Below are 23,500 nucleotides of genomic sequence, written 5' to 3'. Positions count from 1 at the left end.
TCAGCGTTAAACATTAAGGAGTTCCCGATGAGCCGTATCTTATTGGGCGTGAATATCGACCATATTGCTACTCTGCGCCAAGCCCGTGGCACCAGTTATCCTGATCCTGTGCATGCTGCTGCCGTTGCTGAACATGCTGGTGCCGATGGCATCACTATCCATTTGCGTGAAGACAGACGCCACATCATAGACCGCGATGTATATTTGTTGGCAAAAACCTTGAAAACCCGCATGAATTTTGAATGCGCTGTGACCGAAGAAATGCTTAACATCGCCTGTGAAATTAAGCCGACCTATGTCTGTTTAGTACCAGAAAAACGTCAAGAAGTCACCACTGAAGGCGGCTTAGATGTGGCGGGGCAGTTAGATAAAATCACTGCTGCAGTGACTCGTTTAGCTGCTGAGGGTATTCAAGTCTCCTTATTTATCGATGCCGATAAAACTCAAATTGATGCCGCCGTTGCCTCTGGCGCACCGCTTATTGAAATTCATACGGGCTGTTATGCCGATGCTAAAACTGAAGCGGAAGAAGCTATTGAGTTAGCGCGTATTCGCGAAATGGCAAAATACGCCCATGGCAAAGGTTTAGTGGTTAACGCGGGTCATGGTTTACATTATCACAACGTGAAACCCATCGCGGCGATTCCTGAGTTATATGAACTCAATATCGGCCATGCGATTGTCGCACGTGCCGCCATTGACGGTTTAGCGACAGCAGTGAAAGACATGAAAGTGTTAATGCTTGAAGGTCGTCGAGGCGAATAATGGCGATTGTCGGCCTAGGCACAGATATCGTCGAGATTGAGCGTATTCAGGTCCATGTGGCACGCGCAGGTGACAAGCTGGCGAAACGTGTGCTGACCGAGTCTGAGTTAGCCATTTATACTGCCCATAGTCAGCCAAGTCGTTATCTTGCCAAGCGTTTTGCTGCAAAAGAAGCCGCAGCCAAAGCCCTCGGTACGGGTATTGGCCGCGGCGTGTCGTTTCAGCATATTCACATTGGCAACAATGAGGATGGTGCACCGACGATTCACTTTACCGAGGGGGCGTTAACGCGCTTACAGCAGCTTAAAGCGACGGTTGGGCATATCTCTATTGCCGATGAAAAATCCTACGCGATTGCGACGGTAATCATAGAGTCTCAATAAACCCGAGTTAGTGTCTGTTGGCGGTAAAAAAGGAACCTTAGTGTTCCTTTTTTCATTTCTGGATGGGTATCCAAATAAGTGCTAAATCAGCGAATGCAACAATTTATTTACTTTTACTGTTCAGCTTAATTGTTTTACGTTAGTTTATGGCTTGCGCGTCGCTCAATTTGGCGCAGGCAAAAGCAGGGGCAAATGAAGAGGAACCCGACATGAAATCCGCCGCAGAGCAGTTATCGACCTACAAAAGTGTGCATTTAAATCAGCGTAATATTCAGACCCATTTTATTGGCATCCCACTGATTATTTGGTCTGCTTTCCTGTTGTTGGCCACAGTGCGTATTCCGCTGGGCAGTATGGGGGAGACAAGTTTAGCAGTGATAGTCGGTATATTCGTGTTGGCCTATTATGTCCGTTTACACTTAAGGCTTTCAATGGGGCTCATATTATTCATGGTACCTGTGCTGCTCACGACTGAGTGGGCGGCGCATATCGCCGGTGCCACTTGGCTTGCCCTAGGGGTATTTGTGGTGGGCTGGGTGTTCCAGCTAATCGGCCATCAATATGAAAAAGCCAAGCCAGCCTTTGTGGATGACTTAAATCAGCTATTAATTGGGCCATTTTTCTTAATGGCGGAAGTGTATTTTATGTTGGGCTTAGAAAAGGCGCTGAATGCCCAGATAACGCCAATCGCGCTTGAGAAGCGTCGTATACTTGAGGCGAAAAAGTCTGCATAGCTTGGCTAGATAGTGAATTAGAGTCGATAGATTAGCACTAAAGGTATAGCTCGGGGGAGCATCATCGCTTGGAGGAAATCATCGGCCGGACCACATCTTAACTTGTGTGGTTCGGCCAATTTTTATGCTCAAAATTGAGGATTAAACTCTGGGGGGATGATAATACAGCGGGATGATTCTCACTGTATTAATCATATTTTCTGACACATCAATTATCTCTAATGGATAACCTGCTAAACGTAAACTGGTATTCGCAGATGGAATTTCCTCCAGATACTCCAGAATCAGACCATTGAGGGTTTTAGGGCCATCGGTGGGAAAGTTCCACTTCATTTCTTTATTCAAATCGCGGATCGTAATGCCCGCATCGACTAAGTAGCTGCCATCTTGCTGCACCTTAATGTCTTCACTCGGGGTGGTCAACATAGAAGTGGTAAAGTCACCGACAATCTCTTCAAGAATATCTTCGAGTGTTACTAGACCTTGAATATCACCATATTCATCAACGACTAAGCCGATGCGCTCTTTATTTTGTTGGAAGTTAGCTAGCTGCACATTGAGTGGTGTACCTTCTGGCACAAAGTAGAGTTCTTTCACTGCACGTAGCAAAGATGACTTGCTAAATTGCTCTTTAGATTGGAGGCGCAGGGCATCGCGTAGATGAATAAAGCCCACTGCATCGTCTATGGTGTCGCGATACACTAACACTCGGGTATGTGGACTTTGGATCACCTGACGATTGATAACCTTAAATTCGTCATTGACGTTAATTCCGTAGATATCTGAGCGTGGCACCATAATATCTTCAACGGTGACTTTCTCTAAATCCAAGATAGATAACAGCATTTCTTGGTGGCGTCGGGGGATGAGTGCCCCTGCCTCATGTACCACAGTACGCAGCTCTTCTTGGCTTAGCGCATCGCTACTATTAACGGTTTTTATCCCCATCAAACGTAAGATACCTGTGGTTATTAAATTAACGCTTGAGACAACATAGGCAAAGGTCGAGGAAAGTATAAGTAGCAGTATGCTAGAGGGAAAAGCAATACGCTCAGGATTTAGCGCGGCGATGGTTTTTGGCGTGACTTCAGCAAAAACGAGCACGACTAATGTAAGCACGCCAGTTGCAACAGCGACCCCTAAGTCGCCCCAAAGACGCATACCAATGATAGTCGCAATAGCCGATGCGGAAATATTGACTAAGTTATTGCCAATTAAGATCAATCCAATCAAACGGTCAGGACGCTCAAGTAACTTCAAGGCTCTAATCGCCCCTTTATGGCCATTGTTGGCTAAGTGGCGTAGACGGTAACGGTTGAGAGTCATCATTGCGGTTTCTGAGCCTGAAAAATAGGCAGAGAATAGGATAAGCACTAGTAAAACGATCAGGAGTGCGCTTGTCGATATAGCGTCCAAAAAAGGCTCCAATGTGGCCAGTAAACTTAAGTAAATACCGACATTTAAAAAAAGTGTCAAGTCGGCCGCAGCAATAACTGCCCCAGCCGACTTAAATGTTTAGTTGAGGATTAATTCTTTGACAATGCGCGCGCCAAAATATGCGAGCGAAAGTAAGGATGCGCCAGTCAGAGTGTAAATGACTGCGGTACGAATTTTACAACCGACCCAATACTGTTGCCACAGCATAGTAATGTATACAAACCAAGCCATTATCGACAGAATTGCCTTATGACCTTTACCATCGGCGAACATATCTTCAAGGAAGATAAAACCAGTCGCGAGCGACAAACTGAGCAAGATAACGCCGATAATCACCAGGTGATAAAGTTGTTTTTCAACTGTCATCAGCGGCGGAATGCCAGGGCTCAGCATAAATTGTTTTTTCTTCAGTTTATTTTGGATCATCGCCAGTTGTATTGCATATAGGGCGGCAATCATCAGGGCGCTGTAGGCCATGAGTGACAATACGACGTGGGCTAATACTTCAGGATAAAGCTCAAAATGCGTGATGAATTTAGGCGGCAATAACCAGAGTAGGGCAACCGAAAGCACTGAGCAGGCGTAAACCACGGGCACGACGACGATGACTTTCAGCCTGAACATCAATATCGTAAAAGTAAAAGCGATAATCCAGTTCACTAAGGAAATCACATTCGTCAGGCTAAAGTTTTGGCCATCTGTGGTGAAAATCACTTGTGATAATGCTGCAGCATGCAAAATAACCGCAATAGCGGCAAAGCCTGCGACAGCACGGCGATTCGGACCGTCTGGGTGAAACAATCTACTCGTCACTAGTACCAATGCAATGCAATAAAAAAACATGGCTGAGGCAGAAAAGATGACCATGGGTAATTAACCTATTTGTGTAGTTAAAGGTGCCTTAAAAACGGGGCATACAGATCAATATTTTCCCTAGAATAACATGAGCTGTCGGCAAATGGGCAGTGACATGAGTTGCAAAATTTAGCAGATTCTTATTGTTAGGGTTAAATAGTGTGTCGACGACAATAAAACATGACTCAGCGCAAGTAAAACACTTAACCACAATCAAGATGGGTGCAGCAGTAGCATAATGCGCATGCATCGTTATAATACAGCCCATCAATCGAGATTCTTAAAGGTATAGAACAGGACGATGTTTGAGAACCTAACCGACAGACTGTCACGCACACTGAAAAATATCAGTGGCCGTGGTCGCTTAACTGAAGAAAACGTTAAGGAAACCCTGCGCGAAGTGCGTATGGCACTGCTGGAGGCCGATGTTGCCCTGCCTGTGGTGCGCGAATTCGTTAATAATGTAAAAGAACGTGCCGTTGGCCAAGAAGTCTCTAAAAGCTTAAGCCCAGGTCAAGCCTTTATTAAGATAGTTCAAAGTGAACTTGAAAAATCCATGGGTGAGGCGAATGAAGCCCTAGATTTAGCCACTCAGCCGCCAGCTGTGATTATGATGGCGGGTTTACAAGGTGCAGGTAAAACCACCAGTGTGGCCAAACTGGGTAAATTTTTACGCGAACGCCATAAAAAATCGGTATTAGTCGTCAGTGCTGACGTTTATCGCCCCGCGGCGATTAAACAGCTTGAGACGTTAGCGCAAGAAGTGGCGGTGGAGTTTTTCCCATCGGACGTTAGCCAAAAGCCAATCGACATTGCGAAAGCGGCGATTGCCCACGCTAAGTTAAAGTTTATCGATGTGGTGATCCTCGATACAGCGGGTCGTCTGCATGTCGACGAAGCCATGATGGACGAGATCAAAGGCTTACATGCAGCGGTCAAGCCTATCGAAACCTTGTTTGTTGTTGATGCTATGACAGGTCAAGATGCGGCAAACACCGCTAAGGCCTTTAATGAAGCTTTACCACTGACTGGGGTTATCTTAACTAAAGTCGATGGTGATGCGCGCGGTGGTGCGGCGTTATCGATTCGCCACATTACGGGCAAGCCGATTAAATTCCTCGGAGTGGGTGAAAAGACCGACGCGTTAGAGCCATTCCATCCAGACCGTATTGCTTCACGCATTTTGGGCATGGGCGATGTGTTATCGCTTATCGAAGAAGTTGAGCGTGGCGTCGATAAAGAAAAGGCTATGAAGCTGGCTTCGAAAGTGAAGCAAGGTGGCAGTTTCGATTTAGAAGATTTCCGTGAGCAGTTACAGCAAATGAAAAATATGGGCGGCATGATGAATATGCTGGAAAAACTGCCCGGTGTCGGTCAATTGCCCCCAGAAGCCCTAGCGCAAATCCAAGACGGCAAGATGACAGGTCAAATGGAAGCCATCATTAATTCGATGACTTCCAAGGAGCGTAAGAACCCTGATTTAATCAAGGGCTCACGCAAACGTCGCATCGCAGCTGGTTCTGGCACGCAAATTCAAGATGTAAACCGTTTATTGAAACAGTTTACTCAAATGCAAAAGATGATGAAAAAAATGTCTGCTAAGGGCGGCATGCAAAAAATGATGCGCGGAATGCGCGGCATGATGCCGCCAGGAATGAAATTTCCGGGACGTTAATCGGGCATTTTTAGTTAAACTTAGCACTTTATCAGTCGGTTGACTCTGGCAACAATGAACCGCTTACTGAGGGCGCAGGCGTAATAATCGCCATCTTTGGTTGCATTCGTTGGAAAGTCAGGTAAAATCTTCCGGCTTTCTATCTGGGACTCTTCGCGAACACGGGGTTCCAGTTTTTATTTTTGCTTCAAGCAAATCATTAGAGGATTGAAAACGCATGGTTACCATTCGTTTAGCTCGTGGCGGCGCAAAAAAGCGTCCATTTTACAACATCGTTGTTGCTGATAGCCGTAACGCTCGTGACGGTCGTTTCATCGAGCGTGTTGGTTTCTTCAACCCATTGGCCCGTGGCCAAGAAGAAACTTTACGTTTAGACCTAGCTCGCGTTGAGCACTGGGTTTCTAACGGTGCAGCTGCTACAGAACGTGTAGCAAAACTGATCAAAGACGCTCGTAAAGCAACAGCTTAATAGCGTTAAGGTATAGATTGATGAGCAGTAACCAACAGCCAGTCGTACTGGGGAAATTAGGCTCCTGTCATGGCATTAAAGGTTGGCTGAAAATCACCGCCTATACCGATTCTGTTGAAGGTATCTTTGACTATTCACCTTGGCTTATTAAAGAAAATGGTGAGTGGCGTGAAATAAAGGTCACCCAGTGGCGTTATCAAGGCAAGGCCGTTGTTGCCTTACTTGATGGCGTAGAAACACGGGAGCAAGCGCAAATGCTCACAAATTGTGAGATTGCGATTTTGCCGGAACAGATGAACGATTTGCCAGCAGATGAATTCTATTGGCGTGATCTCATCGGTTGCGAAGTGGTCAATACAACAGGCTATAACATGGGGATTGTCGATCAGATCGTGGAAACAGGATCGAACGACGTATTACTCGTTAAAGCCAACGCTAAAGATAGTTTCGGCAAAGTGGAACGTATGATCCCCTTTGTCCCTGAGCAGTTCATCAAAACGGTGGATCTGCAAGGTAAACAGATTTTAGTGGATTGGGATCCTGACTTCTAAGTCGAGGTACAACAGATGTGGTTAGGGGTAATAACCCTGTTCCCAGAGATGTTCCGTGCCGTGACAGACTTTGGAGTTACGGGTCGAGCCGTGAAAAACGGCCTGCTCGAGTTGCACACGTGGAATCCCCGTGATTTCACCCATGATAGACACAATACGGTAGATGACAGGCCTTACGGCGGTGGTCCCGGAATGTTGATGATGGTGCAACCCTTGCGCGATGCCATCCATGCAGCGAAAGCCGCAGCGGGTGAAGGTGCGAAGGTGATTTACTTGTCACCTCAAGGACGCAAGCTGGATCAGCAAGGCGTCACTGAGTTGGCTCAATCATCACGTTTGATTTTGGTCTGTGGTCGATACGAAGGTATTGATGAACGCATCATTCAAACGGAAGTGGATGAAGAGTGGTCGATAGGGGATTACGTGCTTTCGGGCGGCGAATTACCGGCGATGACTCTGATAGATTCAGTATCGAGATTGGTTCCTGGCGTGCTAGGAAAACAAGCTTCGGCGGAGCAAGATTCTTTCTCCGACGGTTTACTGGATTGTCCACATTACACTCGCCCTGAAAGCTTGGATGGTCTTGACGTACCGGCAGTGCTGCTAAGTGGCAACCACGAACAAATTAGACTCTGGCGTTTACAGCAAAGCCTTGGTAGGACTTTACTTAGACGGCCAGAATTATTGCAAAATCTAGCTCTGACTGACGAACAAACGACTCTATTAGCGCAGTTCGTTGAAGCAATGAACAAGCATGCTTAGTCGTAGCTCAGTTAATTCTAGAACGGAGTAAGTTATGAACAACATCATTAAAATGCTCAACGATGAGCAAATGAAACAAGACGTACCTGCGTTTGGTGCTGGTGATACAGTAGTCGTTCAGGTTCGTGTTAAAGAAGGCGATAAAGAGCGTTTACAGGCTTTTGAAGGCGTTGTAATTGCTAAGCGTAACCGTGGTCTGCACTCTGCATTCACAGTACGTAAAATCTCTAATGGCGAAGGTGTTGAGCGTGCTTTCCAAACGCACAGCCCACTGATCGCTAGCATTGAAGTTAAGCGTCGTGGTCGCGTTCGTCGCGCCAAACTGTACTATCTGCGTGATCGTTCAGGTAAATCTGCACGTATCCGTGAGAAGCTGGCAACTAAGTAATAGTTACCGCTACAGAAAACAAGACGTAGTGTTCGCACAGAAAACCGCCCTAGTGGCGGTTTTTTGTTGCTGTTTTTTGAGTATTTATACTTGATCTAAAGAGAATGAACAGGCATAGTGGTCGCCTGATTGTAATGGTGTAGCATTACAAAAGTACATTGCGATGGATTTACGCTATTTTATATCCGAAATGAATGCCCAAGCTGACTTGAAGTCCTGCTTCGATAACTGGGTTAAACACTAAGTCTTAGGTGGTAAGCATGCAACAAGATACGATTAACAACGTACACATTAGTTCAGAGAAAGTTTTAATCACGCCGCAAGAGCTTAAAAATGCCTTGCCACTCTCTGAGCATGCTTATCGTTATATTCTTAATGCTCGCAAAACCGTGGCTGATATCGTCCACAAGCGCGACAATCGAGTATTGATCGTCACTGGCCCTTGCTCTATCCACGATATCACCGCGGCTAAGGAATATGCCTTAAAGCTTAAAAAGTTGCACGATGAACTCAGTGATGAGTTTTACATCTTAATGCGAGTCTACTTCGAAAAGCCGCGTACCACGGTAGGTTGGAAGGGCATGATCAACGACCCCGATATGGATGAATCCTTCGATGTCGAAAAAGGCCTGAAAATGGCCCGTGAGCTAATGATTTGGTTGGCCGAGTTAGGACTGCCTGTTGCCACCGAAGCACTCGATCCTATCAGTCCTCAGTACATTTCTGAGCTTGTCACTTGGTCTGCCATTGGCGCTCGCACCACTGAATCGCAAACCCATAGGGAAATGGCATCGGGTCTTTCTATGCCGGTGGGCTTTAAAAATGGCACCGATGGTAAGCTCGATGTAGCGATTAATGCGCTAAAATCGGCGGCCAGTAGCCACAGATTTATGGGCATAAACCAACAGGGCCAAGTCGCATTATTGCAAACTGCAGGTAATCCCGATGGCCATGTGATTTTACGCGGTGGTGCAACGCCCAACTATGATGCGGCGAGTGTGGCAGAGTGTGAAACGCAGCTCCATAAAGCCAAACTCAATGCACGTTTGATCATCGATTGCAGCCATGGTAATTCATCCAAAGACTACAGCCGCCAAAAGCCTGTCTGTGAAGATGTGTTCGAGCAGATTTTTAACGGCAATAAGTCGATTATTGGCGTCATGCTAGAAAGTCATTTAAATGAAGGCAATCAAAGTTGTGATAGGCCATTAAGCGAGCTTGCTTACGGTGTTTCTGTAACAGATTCTTGTATTAATTGGGAAAAAACAGAAACCATTTTACGGGAAGGCGCAGCGAAGTTATCTTCAATACTTCCAACGCGTTTCGATATGCTTAAAGTAGCTAACGCTTAAATTGGTTACAGCTTAATGGACTCAGGTATGAATGAAAAAACAACGGCCGAATTAGAACACCTTCGCGGCCTGATTGATGGTGTTGATCAGCAATTACTGCACTTACTGCGTAAGCGCTTGGATCTCGTTGCGCAAGTGGGCACGGTGAAACACGGCGCCGGTTTACCTATTTATGCTCCTCAGCGTGAAGCCGCCATGCTGGCTAAACGCCGTGAAGAAGCAAAAACTATGGGGATCGAGCCGCAGTTGATCGAAGATATTTTGCGTCGCTTGATGCGTGAGTCTTACCTCAATGAAAAAGATGTTGGTTTTAAGCAAGTTAAAAAAGATCTTGGTTCAGTGGTGATTGTCGGCGGTAAAGGGCAACTCGGTGGACTATTTTCACAAATGCTGACCTTATCCGGCTACCAAGTGAATTTGCTCGATAAAGACGATTGGCGGCAAGCGGATAGCTTATTTGCCGATGCGGGGATGGTGTTAGTGACAGTGCCTATTGCGATTACCTGTGAGCTTATTCGTGAAAAACTGACTCAGTTACCAGCAGATTGCATTCTGGCAGATTTGACCTCCATCAAGACTGAGCCGGTTAAAGCCATGCTTGAGGCGCATTCTGGTCCCGTCGTTGGTTTTCATCCTATGTTTGGTCCTGATGTGGGCAGTCTGGCGAAGCAAGTCGTGGTGGTGTGTCATGGTCGCTCGCCGGAAAAATACCAGTGGTTGCTTGAGCAGATCGCCATTTGGGGGGCGCGGATTGTCGAAGCAGAACCAGAGCGTCACGACAATGCGATGCAGCTAGTGCAGGCAATGCGTCACTTCTCGACCTTTGTGTATGGTTTGAATCTGTGTAAGGAAGAGGCAGATATCGATACTTTACTACAATTTAGCTCGCCGATTTACCGATTAGAATTGGCTATGGTAGGGCGCTTATTCGCCCAAAGCCCAGAGCTTTACGCCGATATTATTTTTGCCCAGCAAGATAGCCAGCATGCTATTGGTGATTATTTAGATAACTACCGTGAAGCGTTAGAACTGCTAAAACGGGGTGACAGGAACGAGTTTATTAAGCAGTTCCAAAGTGTTGCCAAATGGTTTGGGGATTTTGCCCCTCAATTCCAGCGCGAAAGCCGCATTATGCTGCAATCGGTTAATGATATGAAAACCAATTAATAAATAAGCAGTTACTCTTTAAAACGCCCATCATTGATGGGCGTTTTTTTATGGATTTTTAACAGGTCACACTGTATTTATTAGCAATTGCTTAAGGTGATCTTTCTCTAACATTTAGCATCTCACTTTAGAAATGCCTGTCGCTTATGGCACGTTTAGGTAGACTAGTTTTAAACATGCAAAAATAAAGCATGAATTTAAATTAGGAGTCTATCCATGTTCTGTATTCAGTGTGAGCAAACCATTCGTACACCCGCTGGCAATGGTTGTAGTTATTCCCAAGGTATGTGTGGCAAGTTGGCGGCAACGTCCGATCTGCAAGACTTGCTGATTTACATGCTGCAAGGCGTGTCTGTATATGCGGTTAAAGCTCGCGAGCTGGGCATTATCGATGCTGAAATTGATAGTTTTGTGCCTAAAGCCTTTTTCGCGACCCTCACCAACGTCAACTTCGATGATGAGCGCATTATGGCCTATACCCAGCAGGCGGCTAAGTATCGTGCTCAGTTAAAAGCTTCTTACGAAGCGGCTTGTGAACAAGCCGGTATTGCTGCTGAGCAAGTGCCGCAAGTCGCTCAGTTAGTGCTGGGGACAAGTAAGATTGAAATGCTAGCGCAGGCACCGATTGCACTGCTGAATAAAGATAAGCATGAAGTTCATGAAGACATCATGGGATTGAGGTTATTGTGTTTATATGGCCTTAAGGGCGCAGCTGCTTATATGGAGCATGCTCGCGTGTTGGGTCAGACTGATGCTGATGTGGCAGGGCGCTTCCATGAAATCATGTCTTTCTTAGGTGAGCCGAGTGTAGATGGCGATAAGCTGTTTACTACGGCTATGGATATAGGTCAGTTGAACTACCGCATAATGGCAATGCTGGATGCGGGTGAAACTCAGGCCTTTGGTCATCCTGAGCCAACTGTGGTCAACACTAAGTCAGTTAAGGGCAAAGCCATACTAGTCTCTGGCCATGACATGAAGGATTTAGAGCTTATTCTCGAGCAGACTGTAGGCAAGGGTATCAATGTGTTTACCCACGGTGAAATGCTTCCTGCACTGGCGTATCCAGCCTTTAAAAAATATGCACATCTTGTCGGAAATTACGGCAGTGCTTGGCAGAATCAACAGCAAGAATTTGCCAATTTCCCTGGTGCTGTGGTGATGACATCTAACTGTATTATCGATCCAAATGTGGGTAGTTATAGTGATCGTATCTTTACTCGCAGCATAGTGGGTTGGCCTGGTGTGGTGCATATCGAAGGAGATGATTTCTCGGCTGTCATTGATAAAGCGTCAGCCTTAGAAGGCTTTATCTATGATGAAATCCCACACACTATCACTATTGGTTTTGCCCGTAATGCCTTGATGGCCGCAGCGCCCGCCGTGGTTGAAAATGTGAAGAGTGGTGCGATTAAGCATTTCTTCCTTGTTGGCGGTTGCGATGGCGACAAAGCCGACAGAAGCTACTTCACTGAACTTGCTAAATCCACACCTAAGGATTCAATAATCCTGACGCTAGGCTGTGGTAAGTACAAATTCAATAAGCTCGAATTTGGTGACATTAACGGTATTCCACGTTTGCTCGATGTGGGCCAATGTAACGATGCCTATTCAGCGATTCAGTTAGCGATTGCATTAGCTGAAGTGTTTGAATGTGATATCAATGAATTACCTCTGAGCTTAGTGCTTTCTTGGTTTGAGCAAAAAGCCATTGTAGTACTGCTGACACTGTTGTCACTCGGGGTTAAAAATATTCGAACAGGCCCGACGCCACCTGCGTTCCTTACGGCCAATTTAGCCAAAATTTTGGAAGATAAGTTTGGCTTGCGTAATACCACGACAGTCGAAGCCGATTTAAAAAATATGTTAAACGTGGCTTAAATCAACCAAGAATTGTTGCTGAACTGCGGTTTTGGCTTGTTTACTGAGGCCGCAGTGTTTTGTGGGTAAATGCTATGAACATGAGTGTGATAGCGGGAGCGCGGGCATTATCGGTTTCGCCCCATAAACCTGGAAGTGTTAATCAATTAGTGTGCGTCGAACGCTGGAATGAAACCTCAGATGTCGTGAGTTTCCGTTTTCAAGCGGGCGAGCCGATGAAGTTTGACTATAAACCCGGTCAGTTTATGACCTTTGTGCTTGAGATTAATGGCGAGCAAGTGTGCCGCAGTTATACCTTGTCATCATCGCCATCTAGGCCCTATTCCTTGATGGTGACGATTAAGCGCGTAGCGGGTGGACTCGTATCTAATTATCTTATCGACAATCTATTACTCGGCCAGAGTGTACGAGTGCTGCCGCCCGCGGGGCAATTTAATCTGTTTGATATTGCTCGGCTAAGCCATAAACAGCCAGAGACTGAAAAGTTAGATGCTAATCTGTTAGCTATAACGGCGCAGAAATACCTTTTTTTGAGTGCTGGTTGCGGTATTACCCCCATGTACTCTATGTCGCGTTATCTGACTGATACGCAAATTGATGCTGATATTGCTTTTATGCACAGTGCGCGGTCAGAGAATGATATTATTTTTAAGTCATCATTGGCGACTATGGCCAACCGTTTTAATGCATTTAAGCTCAGCTACGCACTTGAGACTGTCACTGAAACGCTGGGGTGTTCACCAAAGATAGCATTCGATTTCGGGCGGTTAAGTGCACAGATGCTACAAACCTTAGTACCTGATTTTGCAGAGCGTACTATCTACCTTTGTGGGCCAGAACCTTATATGCAAGCGGTAAAAACCTTATTGGTCGAACTCAATTTTGATATGAGTCGGTTATACCATGAGAGTTTTGCCACGGCCGAGAAAGTTGCTCGCAGTCAGCTTATGCAAGCAAACTCGTCAGATGGAACGAGTGAAAACCCACCAGAAGTGGCTTTCGCCTTGTCTATTGGCGATCGAAGCACGACGCTAAATCAAGGACAAAGTCTGCTGGAGGGAATTGAGGCCGAAGGTTTGCCGATTATTGCGGCCTGTCGTTCGGGCGTTTGCGGCGCGTGTAAGTGTCAAGTCTTGGAGGGCGAAACGGTATCGACAAGCGTGATGACACTGACTACTGCAGAAATTGAAGCCGGTTTTGTACTCGCTTGCTCCACAACATTAGCATCCGACGTGACACTTAAACTTTAACGTGCTGCTAATTAGCATCATTTACTTGTGACTTATTTTTAAATGGATGGAAATATTTCTAATCCTTAGTTGCGCTTATCTCAGTGAGAACGTAAGGTTAATGACAAGGGCGTATGATGTTCGCGCCCAGTCTATTAGTCTGGCTGGAGTCTCTCAATGACAATGACAACCACTTATGCCGCAAAAATTGAAGACCGTACTCTGGGACATTTGTTGTACGCCTTGATGTCGGGTTTTCCCTTATTATTACTTCCTGTGCTGCTAAGTTTGTTCATTAATGTTTCCCAACGCCAATTCCATGGTAATCCATTATTGGTGTCGCATTTACGTTGGCAACGGCATTCTAATCTCGCCTTTCTTGGCTTGCTAGTGCTCGGCTATTGCGTTCCACTGACTTGGCTCAGTCTTTCGATTTATCTCTTTGGGATCATTTGGTTTTGCCACAGGATCATTAAAGGGTGGTTAAGTCTATTGGATGGTTTAGAAATCTAAACTTGTGCTAGAGTCTCTAAATTGATGATTTTTAGAGGCTCTTATGTCCAGCTACCAAATTCTGTGTGTCCTCTGCGCGTTGGCGCTAGTGACTTCGGTTATCTCCTCTCGCGTCCATAAACTGCAGGAAACTGTGGCCATTACTGCTATTGCCCTAGGAATGAGTTTGTTGTTGCTCCTAGGGGGAAAGGCTTTAGGTGGGGACGTTTATGTTTATTTTGTCTCTGGCTTAGAGAAACTCGATTTTCAAGCTTTACTGCTCAATGGCATGCTCGGTTTTTTACTCTTTGCTGGCGCATTACAAATCCGCTTAAAAATACTGAGGCATCAAAAGTGGGAGATCCTAATCCTTGCTTTTATAAGCACCTTATTGTCGACATTTATTATAGGTGGGCTGTTATTTTGGTTCGCGCCTATGCTGGGTCTCCCGCTACAATTCAGCCACTGCTTACTGTTCGGCGCCTTGATTTCGCCCACCGATCCTATCGCTGTTTTGGCTATTTTAAAGAAAATGGGTGCGCCGGAAGATATTGCGATTCAAGTAGAAGGAGAATCTTTATTTAACGATGGCATAGGGTTAGTGATTTTTGTGGCAATATCGCAATTGGCTTTCTCCACCGAGCCACTGACGTTTATCCATATCTCTGAGTTATTTATTCGTGAGGCAGTAGGTGGGGTTATTTACGGTGGCGTGCTTGGTTTTCTGCTGCATCATTTTTTCCGCTACTGCGAGGAAGAAACGCAATTAATGCTGGTTACCCTGCTGATCCCAACCGCGGGATATGTCATGGCGGATGTGCTTGGTGTTTCTGGTCCTTTAGCTATGGTGAGTGCGGGGATCATCATAGGAAATTTCAGCGTGCCTAAGTTTTTTGCTCGTAACGAGCGAGTGAAACTATTTACTTTTTGGTCGCTGATTGAATCCTTCTTTAATGCCTTACTCTTCCTATTGCTTGGTTTATTACTTTTGTTAGTCACTTTCAAAGCGCCATTATGGTGGTTTATGTTTGTGGCTATACCAATAGTGTTGTTGGCGCGTGCAATGAGTGTGTTATTACCTTATTTGGGCTTTCGATTGTTTAAGTCATACAACCCCTATGCTGAGACGATTCTGATTTGGGGTGGTTTAAGGGGAGGATTAGCCCTCGCTATGGCGATGAGTTTGCCTGAGGGTATCGTCATAGATGCTATTGGTGGTGTAGAGCTGCGGGAGTTGTTGTTAGTGATGACCTATGCCGTCGTCGTATTTTCGATTCTAGTGCAGGGTTCAACTATGACAGGGCTTATCCGTAGGAGTAATGCCGTTACTGAACCATCGAGTGCTGTTGGCTCTTCTTAAAATGCATAAAGGCTCACTGCGCTGCAATACTAAACAATATTAAGCCTGCTAGTCATCACACTGGCTAGCAGGCTTGTCTGAGTCAATTAGGGATAAAAGATGTCTTATTTTTCCCTTAACACACTTCGAACTAACCACATTTCACTTTAAATTAAATCAATCAAGATCAAAGCTTTAGTTCGCCCGATATAATTCCCGTACCACAGCGCTTATTAAGTTAAGCGACTCATGGTCATCACTGCTAGCTAGTGGACAATTGAGTATCAATCCATCCACTTTAAGCTGTTTAATACCTTGTGTTTGAACCAATAGTGCATCATCTGATACGGCATAACTTGGGTTGATCAAAATCGGCAAATGGCTCGTGGCTTTAATCTGGATCAGACTCGCTAAATCGAGTGAAGGTAGATTGGCGTTATTTAAGGTTCTAATGCCTGAGTCACACAGAACCAGTTGCTGATTGCCTTGGCTTAAAATGACTTCTGTTGCCGTGAGTAATTCTTCAAAACTTGCCATATCGTTACGCTCAAGTATTAAAGGTATCGGTAGGGTTCCTACTTGAGTCAGTAAAGTTTGGTTAAACATCTGCTTGCCTGCGAGGAATAACATATCGGCGTGCTGGACTGCTAATGGCATATCAGCTTCTTGCGCTATGGCAATAATGCATACTAGACCATATTGATGCAGGATTTGGCGTAGTTTAGCGAGAGTAACTTCTGCCATAGTCAGTTGATTAACAGCGCTGAGCAAAACGGCTTGGAATCCCGCTTCTTTAAGCTGTTTCACTTGCTGCTCGAAAGCCGATAACGCTAAGTGTGAAATGTCATTATTCAGCGTGATTTGCGCTATGGCACCGACATGCCCTGCACCGATTGTCATTGCACCGCAGTTGATTTCACTGGCTTGCTCTTTATAGGCTTTGCTATATCGAACAGGGCTGGTATTTGCTCCATTCTCACTGATGACTTGATCCTTAGAGGTGCTAGGTTCAATCAGTAACTGGCTGTTGCTCAGTTGCGTGGGCTTAACTGTTTCGCAAGGATAACAGCCTAATACTTTGATAAAACGGGTGATCCGCTCGAGTTGCTTTAAACCCGCCTGCATAGATTCACTGGAGATATTCGCGTCGATATCCAAGTAGAACATCTCTTCCCAAGGTGTTCCTGGAATCGGGCGTGACTCTAATTTACTCATGTTTAACTGATGCGCTTTTAGAACCAGTAAGGCTTCCACTAAAGCACCAGCTTTTTGGCCTGTTGCCATGATCAATGTAGTCTTAGCGGGTAACTGCTCTGGTACGGCAACGGCTTTGCGGGCAACAACGATAAAGCGACTTTGGTTGATTTTTTGATTTGCTAAACCTGCTTCTATGGACTCAAGCTGATAGAGTGCACCACCTTCGGCGCTGCCAATCGCTGCTGCACTGTTATCTGGACTTTGGTTTACCTTTTCCATTGCTTCTGCGCTGCTTGAGCAGTATTCCAGTCTCAAGTCTTTGTGTTGAGTTAAATATCTGCTGCATTGGCTAATAGGCTGAGGGTGGGCATAGACAGTTTTGATATCAGCTAATTTACTGCCAGCTTTTCCTAGTAGGCAATGGCTGACTTCAATCGTCGTTTCGCCAACAATCGACAGACTGGTGTGCTGTAGTACATCGTAGACTTCGTTGATTGAACCTGAAGATGTGTTCTCAATCGGCAGGAAACCATAATCAGCATGTCCAGACTCAACGGCTTGCACTATTTCATCGAAACTTTGGCAACCTAAGTCCAGCATTTCAACTTGGCGACGTTGGCAATAGCGTGTAGCTGCGAGATAAGAGTATGAACCTCTAGCACCGAGGTAAGCGATACAATACTGTTGTTTTTGTGTCTCTGGATTGGCGCGGCTGTGAAGGTAAGCTTGTTGATTCAATACTGAATCTTCAATGATGCTCTGGTAAAGGGAGATAACATAGTGGGCATCTAATCCTTTCTCTCTGCCTTCTTTCACGAGTCGAGCGAGCAGTTCTTTTTCCCTTTGAGTATCTCTGATGGGTCTGACATCCACTTCTTTGCTACGGGCTACTTCTAAACTTAAGCGACGGCGCTCAGCGAGTAATGCCAGCAGTTCATTATCCAGATTGGTGATCTGCTCTCGGGTTTGATTTAAAGGCTGTGGTGTATGCATTCTGACCTCAATTGCCGCCATGTATTTTATCAATCGTTTAAGACAAAAAAGCCTCCCAGTTGGGAGGCTTTGGATTTTTACTTTCGTTTTTACACAGTAAATCCGCCTCCTAGAGTGGGGGTGTAAAAAAGAAAGTAAAAAAAGCTGCTGTTATCATTTTCATGGTCTTAAAACTAAAGGGCTAGGGCTTAGCTGTCAATCAAAACTTTCTTAAAGGTAATCTAAAAAGAAAGCGCACCCGAGGGTGCGCTGGTTTGGTTCAAGTATGTATATATGGTCAAGCGAGTTTATCCTCCTTATGGTCAGTGTGGGACAAGATAACACATTCGTTTATCTTACATTTACGTGTAACAGTAAAACGTTGACAACTCACTAGATAACGACTTGCATTTACAATGAACATTAACAAGTACTTTATGCAGCATAGCGTATAACCTTGAAACTATGCAGTTTGCAGTACCAGCGAACTTACGTTGACATGTCTTGCACTTATATTTTAACAATTAACACTTGCATGGAGCTATAACATTAAAAACTAACACTAACAAAACGAACATTTAAAAATAAACGATTTACGGCTCATTGGTTGTACTAGGTACATTTTGCTGTAAGAACAGCTTAGCCTTGTCACGCGTTTAGGTCTTGCTACTTACATTATTACCATTATTACTTTTTACTTTAAAACCTAACATGTTAATACATGGAGCGTATAAAAAGCTCTCATTTACTGTTATTACAATTTTCGTCAAGTCTAGATTTCCTCCTTTTTAGTTGATAAGTAAACATTATTTAAGGTGTCTATAAATATCAAAACTCAACTAATGGTAAACGTTAACACATTACATAAATAAACATTTATACGATTTACAGTTTTCACTATAAAGATAACACTAAGTAAACTAATGACTTTTAATTAAACCAACGTATTGTACTTACATTAAACACTTACATTAAACACTTACATTAAACACTTACATTAAACACTTACATTAAATCACACGCTAAAAACGCTAACTAACATATCAGTGTAAATATGACTCTCTTCATATAACTAATCTACATCTAACTAAACGTGACAGTTGTTACCTCATTTATCTCAGTGTTTAGCACGCATTGGTGCCGACTCGTTTTACAATAAACGCTTTTATTCATGTAGCTTTTGTTAATGTGACTTTTGTTTATGTTTACCTAGGCCTCCATTGTGGATATAAAAAATTTGGTAGTTAATGGTTTTGCTAATGTACTCGTTGTACTGTACTCGGCTCCTTATGTTAACTCTGTTATTCAGCGATGCTGCCTGTTTCTGGTGGTCATCCTGATATTGGGTCAAAATTGAGTACTGCTTTTGGTGAATGCCAACATACTTGATTGTTTGTAAAATAAAATTGTTCGCTTTTGTGTTGTCTCCTTTCCAAACATGCTATTGAAAGTGGAACCTAGTTGAAAGTAAAACTTGAAATTTTAAACGTAGAAATTATAAGTAAAATTAATCATTAACAGTAAACCTTAGTACTTAAAACTATATAGCTTAGATTAGTAGTGCTCCTTAGTTATATCCAGTAACGTTACTTAGAACTTAAGATCTGTTAATCAATATTTGTAAATCAAAATTTAAAGTAAATCAACATTTGAAACGATTTAAATCCGCACCACTTCGATTCTTGTTGTCACTTTGTAAAGTGTAGTAGGTATTTAGTCAAAAGAACTGTTTTTTTCATCATTAAAATGATTGCACTAAGCTTTTGTAAAAACTGTGATCTGATTAAATATTTCTACTTTATTGCTCTCAAAGTGATGCGTTTCTCACACTCACTAGATTTAAATTATGCCGCATCTTCCTCCTCGTACTCGTCGTCAATTTCAGCAACATTATTAGTCGGTGTTAGTGATGTGGAGCGTTGAGCTTCAGGTTTGTGTGTTATGCGATTGAGCTGCTTCTCTAATTTTTGGCCCATAGCGTTAATCGCAGTATATAAATTTTCATGTTTTGCTTGAGCGAAGAGTTCTCCATTTGGGATGCCAACCGATGCTTCAATTTTGAAACCAGGTTTCTCCTCCGTAATGATTACATGGGGATTTATCATTTGCACATCATGCCTTGAAAGTTTTTCAAAACGGCTTTCAATGCGTTCGCGAATAGGAGATGTGACTTCAAGTTGCTTGCTAGTAATCTTTAGCATATTTCGAACCTTCTGTTGTTTCCTTGGATTTCAGATTACCAAGGTTCGCACTATAAAACGAGATGTAGATCACGTTTTTATGTCCATTAGATACTGTTCGTTGGATATTTGATCACTTAGACAAATATCAATAATTCTTGGCCAAAAAGCCTTGTATTGCCAGCTAAATGGGGCCATATTTGATGGGATAACTCCGCAGTCTTTGCCCTTATTTACTTATATTTACTTTAAGTTTCATCCCGAATCCCTATAAAATACCTCTACTTATTCTATTCGGTCACTTTGAGTTTGCCCATTTTATGAATACTGAACACGTTAAAATTAAGGTCTGGGATTTACCCACGCGAATTTTCCATTGGGGCATGGTGTGTCTGTTGGCACTTTTATGGTGGAGTGCCGATGCGGGCGAAATGCAGTGGCATCAAATTTTTGCTTATAGTTTGCTGATCCTTATTGGATTTAGGATCCTCTGGGGGCTCATTGGTAGCGATACGGCAAGGTTTAGCCACTTTGTTCATCACCCCAAAGTTGTACTCGATTACTTGAGATCGATTCGAACTAAAGGGATGTCTGTGGTACTTGGACACAATCCTATCGGTGGCTATATGGTCATCGCGTTGATTGGGATCATTAGCCTTCAATTAGTTACAGGCCTTTTTGCGACCGATGATATTTTTACCGAAGGTCCGCTATATAACTATGTCAGTTCAGATATCAGTGGATTTTTGACTTGGTTACACAAAACGAACTTTAACCTTATCCTCTTGCTGAGTGCCATTCATATACTGGCTGTGATTATTCATGCCATGAAAGGGGATAAGTTAGTTGGTGCTATGATCAGTGGTTACAAGAAAGTCTCTAAGGTTGCTTTTTCATCAAGTGCGAAGAGCGAGCTTCGATTCAAGTCTGAGTGGCTTGCTTTAGTGCTGTTCACTGTATGCGCGGCAGTGGTATTTGGCTATTTAATGTGGCCAATAGTGCAAGTTCTGTAGATTTATACTTAGTTTGGGAACAACAAAAAGCCTGCTATTTAGCAGGCTTTTTGATGGGAAAAACAACGTCAAACTAATCTTTCTTATAAATGTCGTGACAACTTTTACAGCTTTTTCCTGTGTCCATAAAGGCTTGTTTGATTTCAGCTTGATTACCTTTTTGAGCTACAGTAGCCAGAATGGCAGCATTCTCTTGGAAGGTTTTCATTTTTGCATCAAAATCAGCTCTGTCTTGCCAAACTTTGGCTAGGGCTTCGGTATCACCTTTGTCTGAGCCATCAATAAAACCTTCGAAAGGAATTTTGGATAATGCAGCAACATTCGTTGCGCGCATTGCGAAGGTTTCTGCTTCGAAAGGTTTTTTACCTTTCATCATGGCAGCCATATCGCCGAAGTTATAAGCAATAAGACCAAATGCAGATTGGCGGTATTCAATTGCATCTTTAGAGTCTTCGAAATTGTGTGCTTGAGCAGTTGAAGCCAATAAGGTACTGGCAACGAGAGTAAGTAGTAATTTTTTCATCGTATTCTCACAAATTAGCGTCGAAGTGTGACATTGCACGCCTATTGTACACAAATTAACTTGATGTACTAGAAGCAATTTTGTCAGTTTTTGTCTGGATAAGACGACTAAACGTAACAATTTATTTGTAAGTAGGCTAAATCTGTTAGACTGCTAATGTAATGCTTGAACAGTACTTATGAGGGTGATTATGCGAGCTAACTGGGATCTAGTATTAGAAAAAATTTTGAGCCACAGCAATTATGAAGATCTTTCTGTGTTGTTTCACTTACTGTTAACCGAAGAAGAACGTAGTGCCGTTGCCGGACGTTTGAAGGTCTTTCAATTGCTGCTAGACGGGGAAATGAGTCAAAGGCATATCGCTGCGGAATATGAGGTCAGTATTGCAACGATTACACGTTGTTCTAATTATTTGAAGAATATGTCTTCTGAGCATAGGGCGAAAGTTCAAAAACTAATTGGTTAGTGTTCACGTGGATACAACTCTTATGAATATCATCTGCTCCTATTGTGGTGAATAGAACTAAGCCTTAAGGCGTGATGGGAAGCTTATGACGACGATAGAGGGAACGACGAACCAGAATGTATAAGCCGTAGCTGAGTAAACAGATAGCCAGAATTGGGTAAAGATCCTTGGGAAGGAATTTAAAGATAACCAGCGCTGCTAAGAGATAGATAAAAGGTAGGAAGTTATAAATTATCTCGGGAAGATAACCCGATTTACGCCGCTTAGCCGAGTCTGTTCGACGGTTTTGAGAACGCATAACGTAGATCCTCGCACCTAATACAAATATCACAGTTGCCGCTATCAAGGCATAGTTGATGTCGAGTGCAATAAAACTCGAACTACCGAGCGCCATGTAGCCAAAAGGCAAAATTTCGTAAAGGGGTTTGGTTAACATAAGCACTCCGTCGCTTAACTTAGGTTGATATCAATATCTAATTGAAACTATTCATATAAAATTTGAATACTTCAATTTACCAGTCAGTTATTTATCTATTACGAATATTATAAACGCTTGTGTATAAAAAATGCACGACCTTAAATTAAGGGCGTGCATCTTAAAAGGTTAAACAATGGCTGTTTAATCACTTACGGATAAACAACTTCTCGTTCAACTGCTGGTATCTGGCTTTGTTTAGCCGCGGCAACCACAGCCGCCATTACCGTCACAACCTGTTTTAGGTGTGTCACAGGCTTCGTGCTCTTCATGGTGGTGTCCATGATCGTGGTCTGAACCACCACAACAGCCGCCCGCTTCTTGTTTACCTGAACCGCCACAGCATCCACCACCGTGGTCGTGATCATGTCCATGGCTTCCACAACCGCCTTGGGCATGAATGTGGCCATGAGCGATTTCTTCGGCTGAGGCTTCACGAACGTCAACGATTTCGACGCTGAAATTGAGTGATTGGCCCGCTAAAGGATGGTTGCCATCGACGATAACCACATCGTCTTTCACTTCCATGACTTGAACTGGGCGTTGACCCATTTCAGTTTCAGCGATGAAGCGCATACCTGGGACGATATCTTCGATATCACCAAAGGCTTCTAATGGCACGGCTTGACGTAGGCCATCGTGATAAGGCCCATAGGCTTCTTCGGCACTAATAGTGACATCGAGTTTTTCGCCTTTGCTTTTACCGTCTAATGCGGCTTCTAAACCTGGGATCAGGTTTTCAGTGCCGTGTAGATATAGCATAGGTTCAGAGTCGAAAGAGTCTTCTAATAGTCTGCCTTCTTGATCTGATAAACGGTAATGAATGGTTACCGCGCTGTGTTGAGTGATCTTCATATCGCCTCCAATTCGTAATGTGCGCGCATAATAACGTGCTTTTTTAGTGCTGGCGATAATTTGAAGTGGCTTATGTTAGATATCGCACAGGTTTTTTTTAGGCAAATTTGTCGGTGCTTTACGGTAGAAAGGATGAGTAATGTGATTTTTGCTCGTTAGCCTGTCAATTTAGCCTGAGTGATGAGTTAGAACAAATAACGCATTATTTTAAAGTGCACTATAAATAATTAGATGTAAAACAAGTGATTATCTAATGGTTTTCGTGCCGTGTTACGTTGACGTCAACAGTTATCTATTGCGTAAATCGCATTTTTACCCCTAGAAAACTTCATATTAACGA

23 protein-coding genes and 1 other annotated feature are annotated in these 23,500 nt (G+C 43.8%); of the genes, 16 read left to right on the top strand and 7 right to left on the bottom strand.

What is annotated here, in order from left to right:
- Positions 1 to 27 precede the first annotated feature (27 nt).
- From pdxJ to L5L94_RS01375, 3 genes are all read left to right on the top strand, one after another.
- Positions 28 to 765 (top strand): pyridoxine 5'-phosphate synthase, encoded by a 738-nt coding sequence (gene pdxJ, locus L5L94_RS01385; RefSeq protein WP_263160819.1) that lies wholly within the window; start codon positions 28 to 30, stop codon positions 763 to 765.
- Positions 765 to 1,148, top strand: coding sequence for a holo-ACP synthase (gene acpS, locus L5L94_RS01380; protein WP_028760816.1), 384 nt, complete (start codon positions 765 to 767; stop codon positions 1,146 to 1,148). The genes pdxJ and acpS overlap by 1 nt, the downstream gene beginning before the upstream one ends.
- A gap of 209 nt (positions 1,149 to 1,357) precedes the next feature.
- On the top strand, positions 1,358 to 1,882 hold the full coding sequence (locus L5L94_RS01375) for a DUF962 domain-containing protein (protein WP_263160818.1): 525 nt from the start codon (positions 1,358 to 1,360) through the stop codon (positions 1,880 to 1,882).
- Positions 1,883 to 2,023: 141 nt separating this feature from the next.
- Here L5L94_RS01375 and L5L94_RS01370 read toward each other — a convergent pair whose 3' ends face one another.
- Together L5L94_RS01370 and L5L94_RS01365 are read right to left on the bottom strand one after the other, a co-directional pair.
- A complete protein-coding gene (locus tag L5L94_RS01370) occupies positions 2,024 to 3,298 on the bottom strand; it encodes an HlyC/CorC family transporter (RefSeq protein ID WP_113940661.1) in 1,275 nt (424 codons plus the stop codon).
- A gap of 99 nt (positions 3,299 to 3,397) precedes the next feature.
- Positions 3,398 to 4,186, bottom strand: coding sequence for an inner membrane protein YpjD (locus tag L5L94_RS01365; RefSeq protein ID WP_028760813.1), 789 nt, complete (start codon positions 4,184 to 4,186; stop codon positions 3,398 to 3,400).
- 289 nt (positions 4,187 to 4,475) lie between these two features.
- On the opposite strand from L5L94_RS01365, the gene ffh reads away from it, so the two are divergent.
- From ffh to L5L94_RS01310, 11 genes are all read left to right on the top strand, one after another.
- The gene (ffh, locus tag L5L94_RS01360; RefSeq protein WP_006080787.1) at positions 4,476 to 5,849 is read left to right on the top strand and encodes a signal recognition particle protein; all 1,374 of its coding nucleotides are present in this window, start codon (positions 4,476 to 4,478) and stop codon (positions 5,847 to 5,849) included.
- A gap of 217 nt (positions 5,850 to 6,066) precedes the next feature.
- Entirely contained in the window at positions 6,067 to 6,318 is a 252-nt protein-coding gene (gene rpsP / locus L5L94_RS01355; protein WP_006080788.1) for a 30S ribosomal protein S16, read from the top strand.
- A gap of 20 nt (positions 6,319 to 6,338) precedes the next feature.
- The gene (gene rimM / locus L5L94_RS01350) at positions 6,339 to 6,869 is read left to right on the top strand and encodes a ribosome maturation factor RimM (RefSeq protein WP_006080789.1); all 531 of its coding nucleotides are present in this window, start codon (positions 6,339 to 6,341) and stop codon (positions 6,867 to 6,869) included.
- Positions 6,870 to 6,884: 15 nt separating this feature from the next.
- The gene (gene trmD / locus L5L94_RS01345) at positions 6,885 to 7,631 is read left to right on the top strand and encodes a tRNA (guanosine(37)-N1)-methyltransferase TrmD (RefSeq protein ID WP_028760810.1); all 747 of its coding nucleotides are present in this window, start codon (positions 6,885 to 6,887) and stop codon (positions 7,629 to 7,631) included.
- Between the two features lie 34 nt (positions 7,632 to 7,665).
- Complete coding sequence (gene rplS, locus L5L94_RS01340; RefSeq protein ID WP_006080791.1) at positions 7,666 to 8,019, top strand: 50S ribosomal protein L19; 354 nt, start codon at positions 7,666 to 7,668, stop codon at positions 8,017 to 8,019.
- A 260-nt stretch (positions 8,020 to 8,279) separates the two neighbouring features.
- Positions 8,280 to 9,371, top strand: coding sequence for a 3-deoxy-7-phosphoheptulonate synthase (locus tag L5L94_RS01335; RefSeq protein WP_263160815.1), 1,092 nt, complete (start codon positions 8,280 to 8,282; stop codon positions 9,369 to 9,371).
- A 27-nt stretch (positions 9,372 to 9,398) separates the two neighbouring features.
- Positions 9,399 to 10,538, top strand: coding sequence for a bifunctional chorismate mutase/prephenate dehydrogenase (gene tyrA, locus L5L94_RS01330; RefSeq protein ID WP_263160814.1), 1,140 nt, complete (start codon positions 9,399 to 9,401; stop codon positions 10,536 to 10,538).
- Positions 10,539 to 10,754: 216 nt separating this feature from the next.
- Complete coding sequence (hcp, locus tag L5L94_RS01325; RefSeq protein ID WP_263160812.1) at positions 10,755 to 12,419, top strand: hydroxylamine reductase; 1,665 nt, start codon at positions 10,755 to 10,757, stop codon at positions 12,417 to 12,419.
- A gap of 74 nt (positions 12,420 to 12,493) precedes the next feature.
- The gene (locus L5L94_RS01320; protein ID WP_263160811.1) at positions 12,494 to 13,669 is read left to right on the top strand and encodes a hybrid-cluster NAD(P)-dependent oxidoreductase; all 1,176 of its coding nucleotides are present in this window, start codon (positions 12,494 to 12,496) and stop codon (positions 13,667 to 13,669) included.
- 156 nt (positions 13,670 to 13,825) lie between these two features.
- Positions 13,826 to 14,161: a hypothetical protein gene (locus tag L5L94_RS01315; protein WP_263160809.1), complete on the top strand. Its 336-nt coding sequence runs from the start codon at positions 13,826 to 13,828 to the stop codon at positions 14,159 to 14,161.
- 43 nt (positions 14,162 to 14,204) lie between these two features.
- Positions 14,205 to 15,500, top strand: coding sequence for a cation:proton antiporter (locus tag L5L94_RS01310; protein ID WP_263160808.1), 1,296 nt, complete (start codon positions 14,205 to 14,207; stop codon positions 15,498 to 15,500).
- A 174-nt stretch (positions 15,501 to 15,674) separates the two neighbouring features.
- On the opposite strand, the gene L5L94_RS01305 is transcribed toward L5L94_RS01310, so the two are convergent.
- Both L5L94_RS01305 and hpf read right to left on the bottom strand, forming a co-directional pair.
- Entirely contained in the window at positions 15,675 to 17,669 is a 1,995-nt protein-coding gene (locus tag L5L94_RS01305; protein WP_263160807.1) for a chorismate mutase, read from the bottom strand.
- A gap of 41 nt (positions 17,670 to 17,710) precedes the next feature.
- Positions 17,711 to 17,827 (bottom strand) — a sequence feature (Phe leader region).
- A 1,665-nt stretch (positions 17,828 to 19,492) separates the two neighbouring features.
- On the bottom strand, positions 19,493 to 19,849 hold the full coding sequence (gene hpf, locus L5L94_RS01300; RefSeq protein WP_173246100.1) for a ribosome hibernation-promoting factor, HPF/YfiA family: 357 nt from the start codon (positions 19,847 to 19,849) through the stop codon (positions 19,493 to 19,495).
- Positions 19,850 to 20,148: 299 nt separating this feature from the next.
- Here hpf and L5L94_RS01295 point away from each other — a divergent pair, with 299 nt between their 5' ends.
- A complete protein-coding gene (locus L5L94_RS01295; protein WP_263160806.1) occupies positions 20,149 to 20,841 on the top strand; it encodes a cytochrome b/b6 domain-containing protein in 693 nt (230 codons plus the stop codon).
- 73 nt (positions 20,842 to 20,914) lie between these two features.
- Here L5L94_RS01295 and L5L94_RS01290 read toward each other — a convergent pair whose 3' ends face one another.
- Positions 20,915 to 21,364: a c-type cytochrome gene (locus L5L94_RS01290; RefSeq protein ID WP_028760800.1), complete on the bottom strand. Its 450-nt coding sequence runs from the start codon at positions 21,362 to 21,364 to the stop codon at positions 20,915 to 20,917.
- Between the two features lie 190 nt (positions 21,365 to 21,554).
- On the opposite strand from L5L94_RS01290, the gene trpR reads away from it, so the two are divergent.
- The gene (gene trpR, locus L5L94_RS01285; RefSeq protein ID WP_028760799.1) at positions 21,555 to 21,830 is read left to right on the top strand and encodes a trp operon repressor; all 276 of its coding nucleotides are present in this window, start codon (positions 21,555 to 21,557) and stop codon (positions 21,828 to 21,830) included.
- 64 nt (positions 21,831 to 21,894) lie between these two features.
- On the opposite strand, the gene L5L94_RS01280 is transcribed toward trpR, so the two are convergent.
- Both L5L94_RS01280 and slyD read right to left on the bottom strand, forming a co-directional pair.
- Entirely contained in the window at positions 21,895 to 22,266 is a 372-nt protein-coding gene (locus L5L94_RS01280) for a hypothetical protein (protein WP_263160804.1), read from the bottom strand.
- A 237-nt stretch (positions 22,267 to 22,503) separates the two neighbouring features.
- The gene (gene slyD / locus L5L94_RS01275) at positions 22,504 to 23,160 is read right to left on the bottom strand and encodes a peptidylprolyl isomerase (RefSeq protein WP_028760797.1); all 657 of its coding nucleotides are present in this window, start codon (positions 23,158 to 23,160) and stop codon (positions 22,504 to 22,506) included.
- Between the last annotated feature and the right edge of the window lie 340 nt (positions 23,161 to 23,500).

Origin of the sequence: Shewanella sp. SM21 (assembly GCF_025654335.1) — a bacterium.
In the GTDB taxonomy this organism is placed as follows: Bacteria; Pseudomonadota; Gammaproteobacteria; order Enterobacterales; family Shewanellaceae; genus Shewanella; species Shewanella oncorhynchi.
Note: the sequence above shows the minus strand (reverse complement) of the source record. Positions and strands in the feature narration are given on the sequence as shown.

What these genes read in the sequence shown, in the direction of transcription:
- pdxJ (WP_263160819.1), top strand. Translation starts at nt 28, where the DNA reads ATGAGCCGTATCTTATTGGGCGTGAATATCGACCATATTGCTACTCTG.
- acpS (WP_028760816.1), top strand. Translation starts at nt 765, where the DNA reads ATGGCGATTGTCGGCCTAGGCACAGATATCGTCGAGATTGAGCGTATT.
- L5L94_RS01375 (WP_263160818.1), top strand. Translation starts at nt 1,358, where the DNA reads ATGAAATCCGCCGCAGAGCAGTTATCGACCTACAAAAGTGTGCATTTA.
- L5L94_RS01365 (WP_028760813.1), bottom strand. Translation starts at nt 4,186, where the DNA reads ATGGTCATCTTTTCTGCCTCAGCCATGTTTTTTTATTGCATTGCATTG.
- ffh (WP_006080787.1), top strand. Translation starts at nt 4,476, where the DNA reads ATGTTTGAGAACCTAACCGACAGACTGTCACGCACACTGAAAAATATC.
- rpsP (WP_006080788.1), top strand. Translation starts at nt 6,067, where the DNA reads ATGGTTACCATTCGTTTAGCTCGTGGCGGCGCAAAAAAGCGTCCATTT.
- rimM (WP_006080789.1), top strand. Translation starts at nt 6,339, where the DNA reads ATGAGCAGTAACCAACAGCCAGTCGTACTGGGGAAATTAGGCTCCTGT.
- trmD (WP_028760810.1), top strand. Translation starts at nt 6,885, where the DNA reads ATGTGGTTAGGGGTAATAACCCTGTTCCCAGAGATGTTCCGTGCCGTG.
- rplS (WP_006080791.1), top strand. Translation starts at nt 7,666, where the DNA reads ATGAACAACATCATTAAAATGCTCAACGATGAGCAAATGAAACAAGAC.
- L5L94_RS01335 (WP_263160815.1), top strand. Translation starts at nt 8,280, where the DNA reads ATGCAACAAGATACGATTAACAACGTACACATTAGTTCAGAGAAAGTT.
- tyrA (WP_263160814.1), top strand. Translation starts at nt 9,399, where the DNA reads ATGAATGAAAAAACAACGGCCGAATTAGAACACCTTCGCGGCCTGATT.
- hcp (WP_263160812.1), top strand. Translation starts at nt 10,755, where the DNA reads ATGTTCTGTATTCAGTGTGAGCAAACCATTCGTACACCCGCTGGCAAT.
- L5L94_RS01320 (WP_263160811.1), top strand. Translation starts at nt 12,494, where the DNA reads ATGAACATGAGTGTGATAGCGGGAGCGCGGGCATTATCGGTTTCGCCC.
- L5L94_RS01315 (WP_263160809.1), top strand. Translation starts at nt 13,826, where the DNA reads ATGACAATGACAACCACTTATGCCGCAAAAATTGAAGACCGTACTCTG.
- L5L94_RS01310 (WP_263160808.1), top strand. Translation starts at nt 14,205, where the DNA reads ATGTCCAGCTACCAAATTCTGTGTGTCCTCTGCGCGTTGGCGCTAGTG.
- L5L94_RS01305 (WP_263160807.1), bottom strand. Translation starts at nt 17,669, where the DNA reads ATGCATACACCACAGCCTTTAAATCAAACCCGAGAGCAGATCACCAAT.
- hpf (WP_173246100.1), bottom strand. Translation starts at nt 19,849, where the DNA reads ATGCTAAAGATTACTAGCAAGCAACTTGAAGTCACATCTCCTATTCGC.
- L5L94_RS01295 (WP_263160806.1), top strand. Translation starts at nt 20,149, where the DNA reads ATGAATACTGAACACGTTAAAATTAAGGTCTGGGATTTACCCACGCGA.
- L5L94_RS01290 (WP_028760800.1), bottom strand. Translation starts at nt 21,364, where the DNA reads ATGAAAAAATTACTACTTACTCTCGTTGCCAGTACCTTATTGGCTTCA.
- trpR (WP_028760799.1), top strand. Translation starts at nt 21,555, where the DNA reads ATGCGAGCTAACTGGGATCTAGTATTAGAAAAAATTTTGAGCCACAGC.
- L5L94_RS01280 (WP_263160804.1), bottom strand. Translation starts at nt 22,266, where the DNA reads ATGTTAACCAAACCCCTTTACGAAATTTTGCCTTTTGGCTACATGGCG.
- slyD (WP_028760797.1), bottom strand. Translation starts at nt 23,160, where the DNA reads ATGAAGATCACTCAACACAGCGCGGTAACCATTCATTACCGTTTATCA.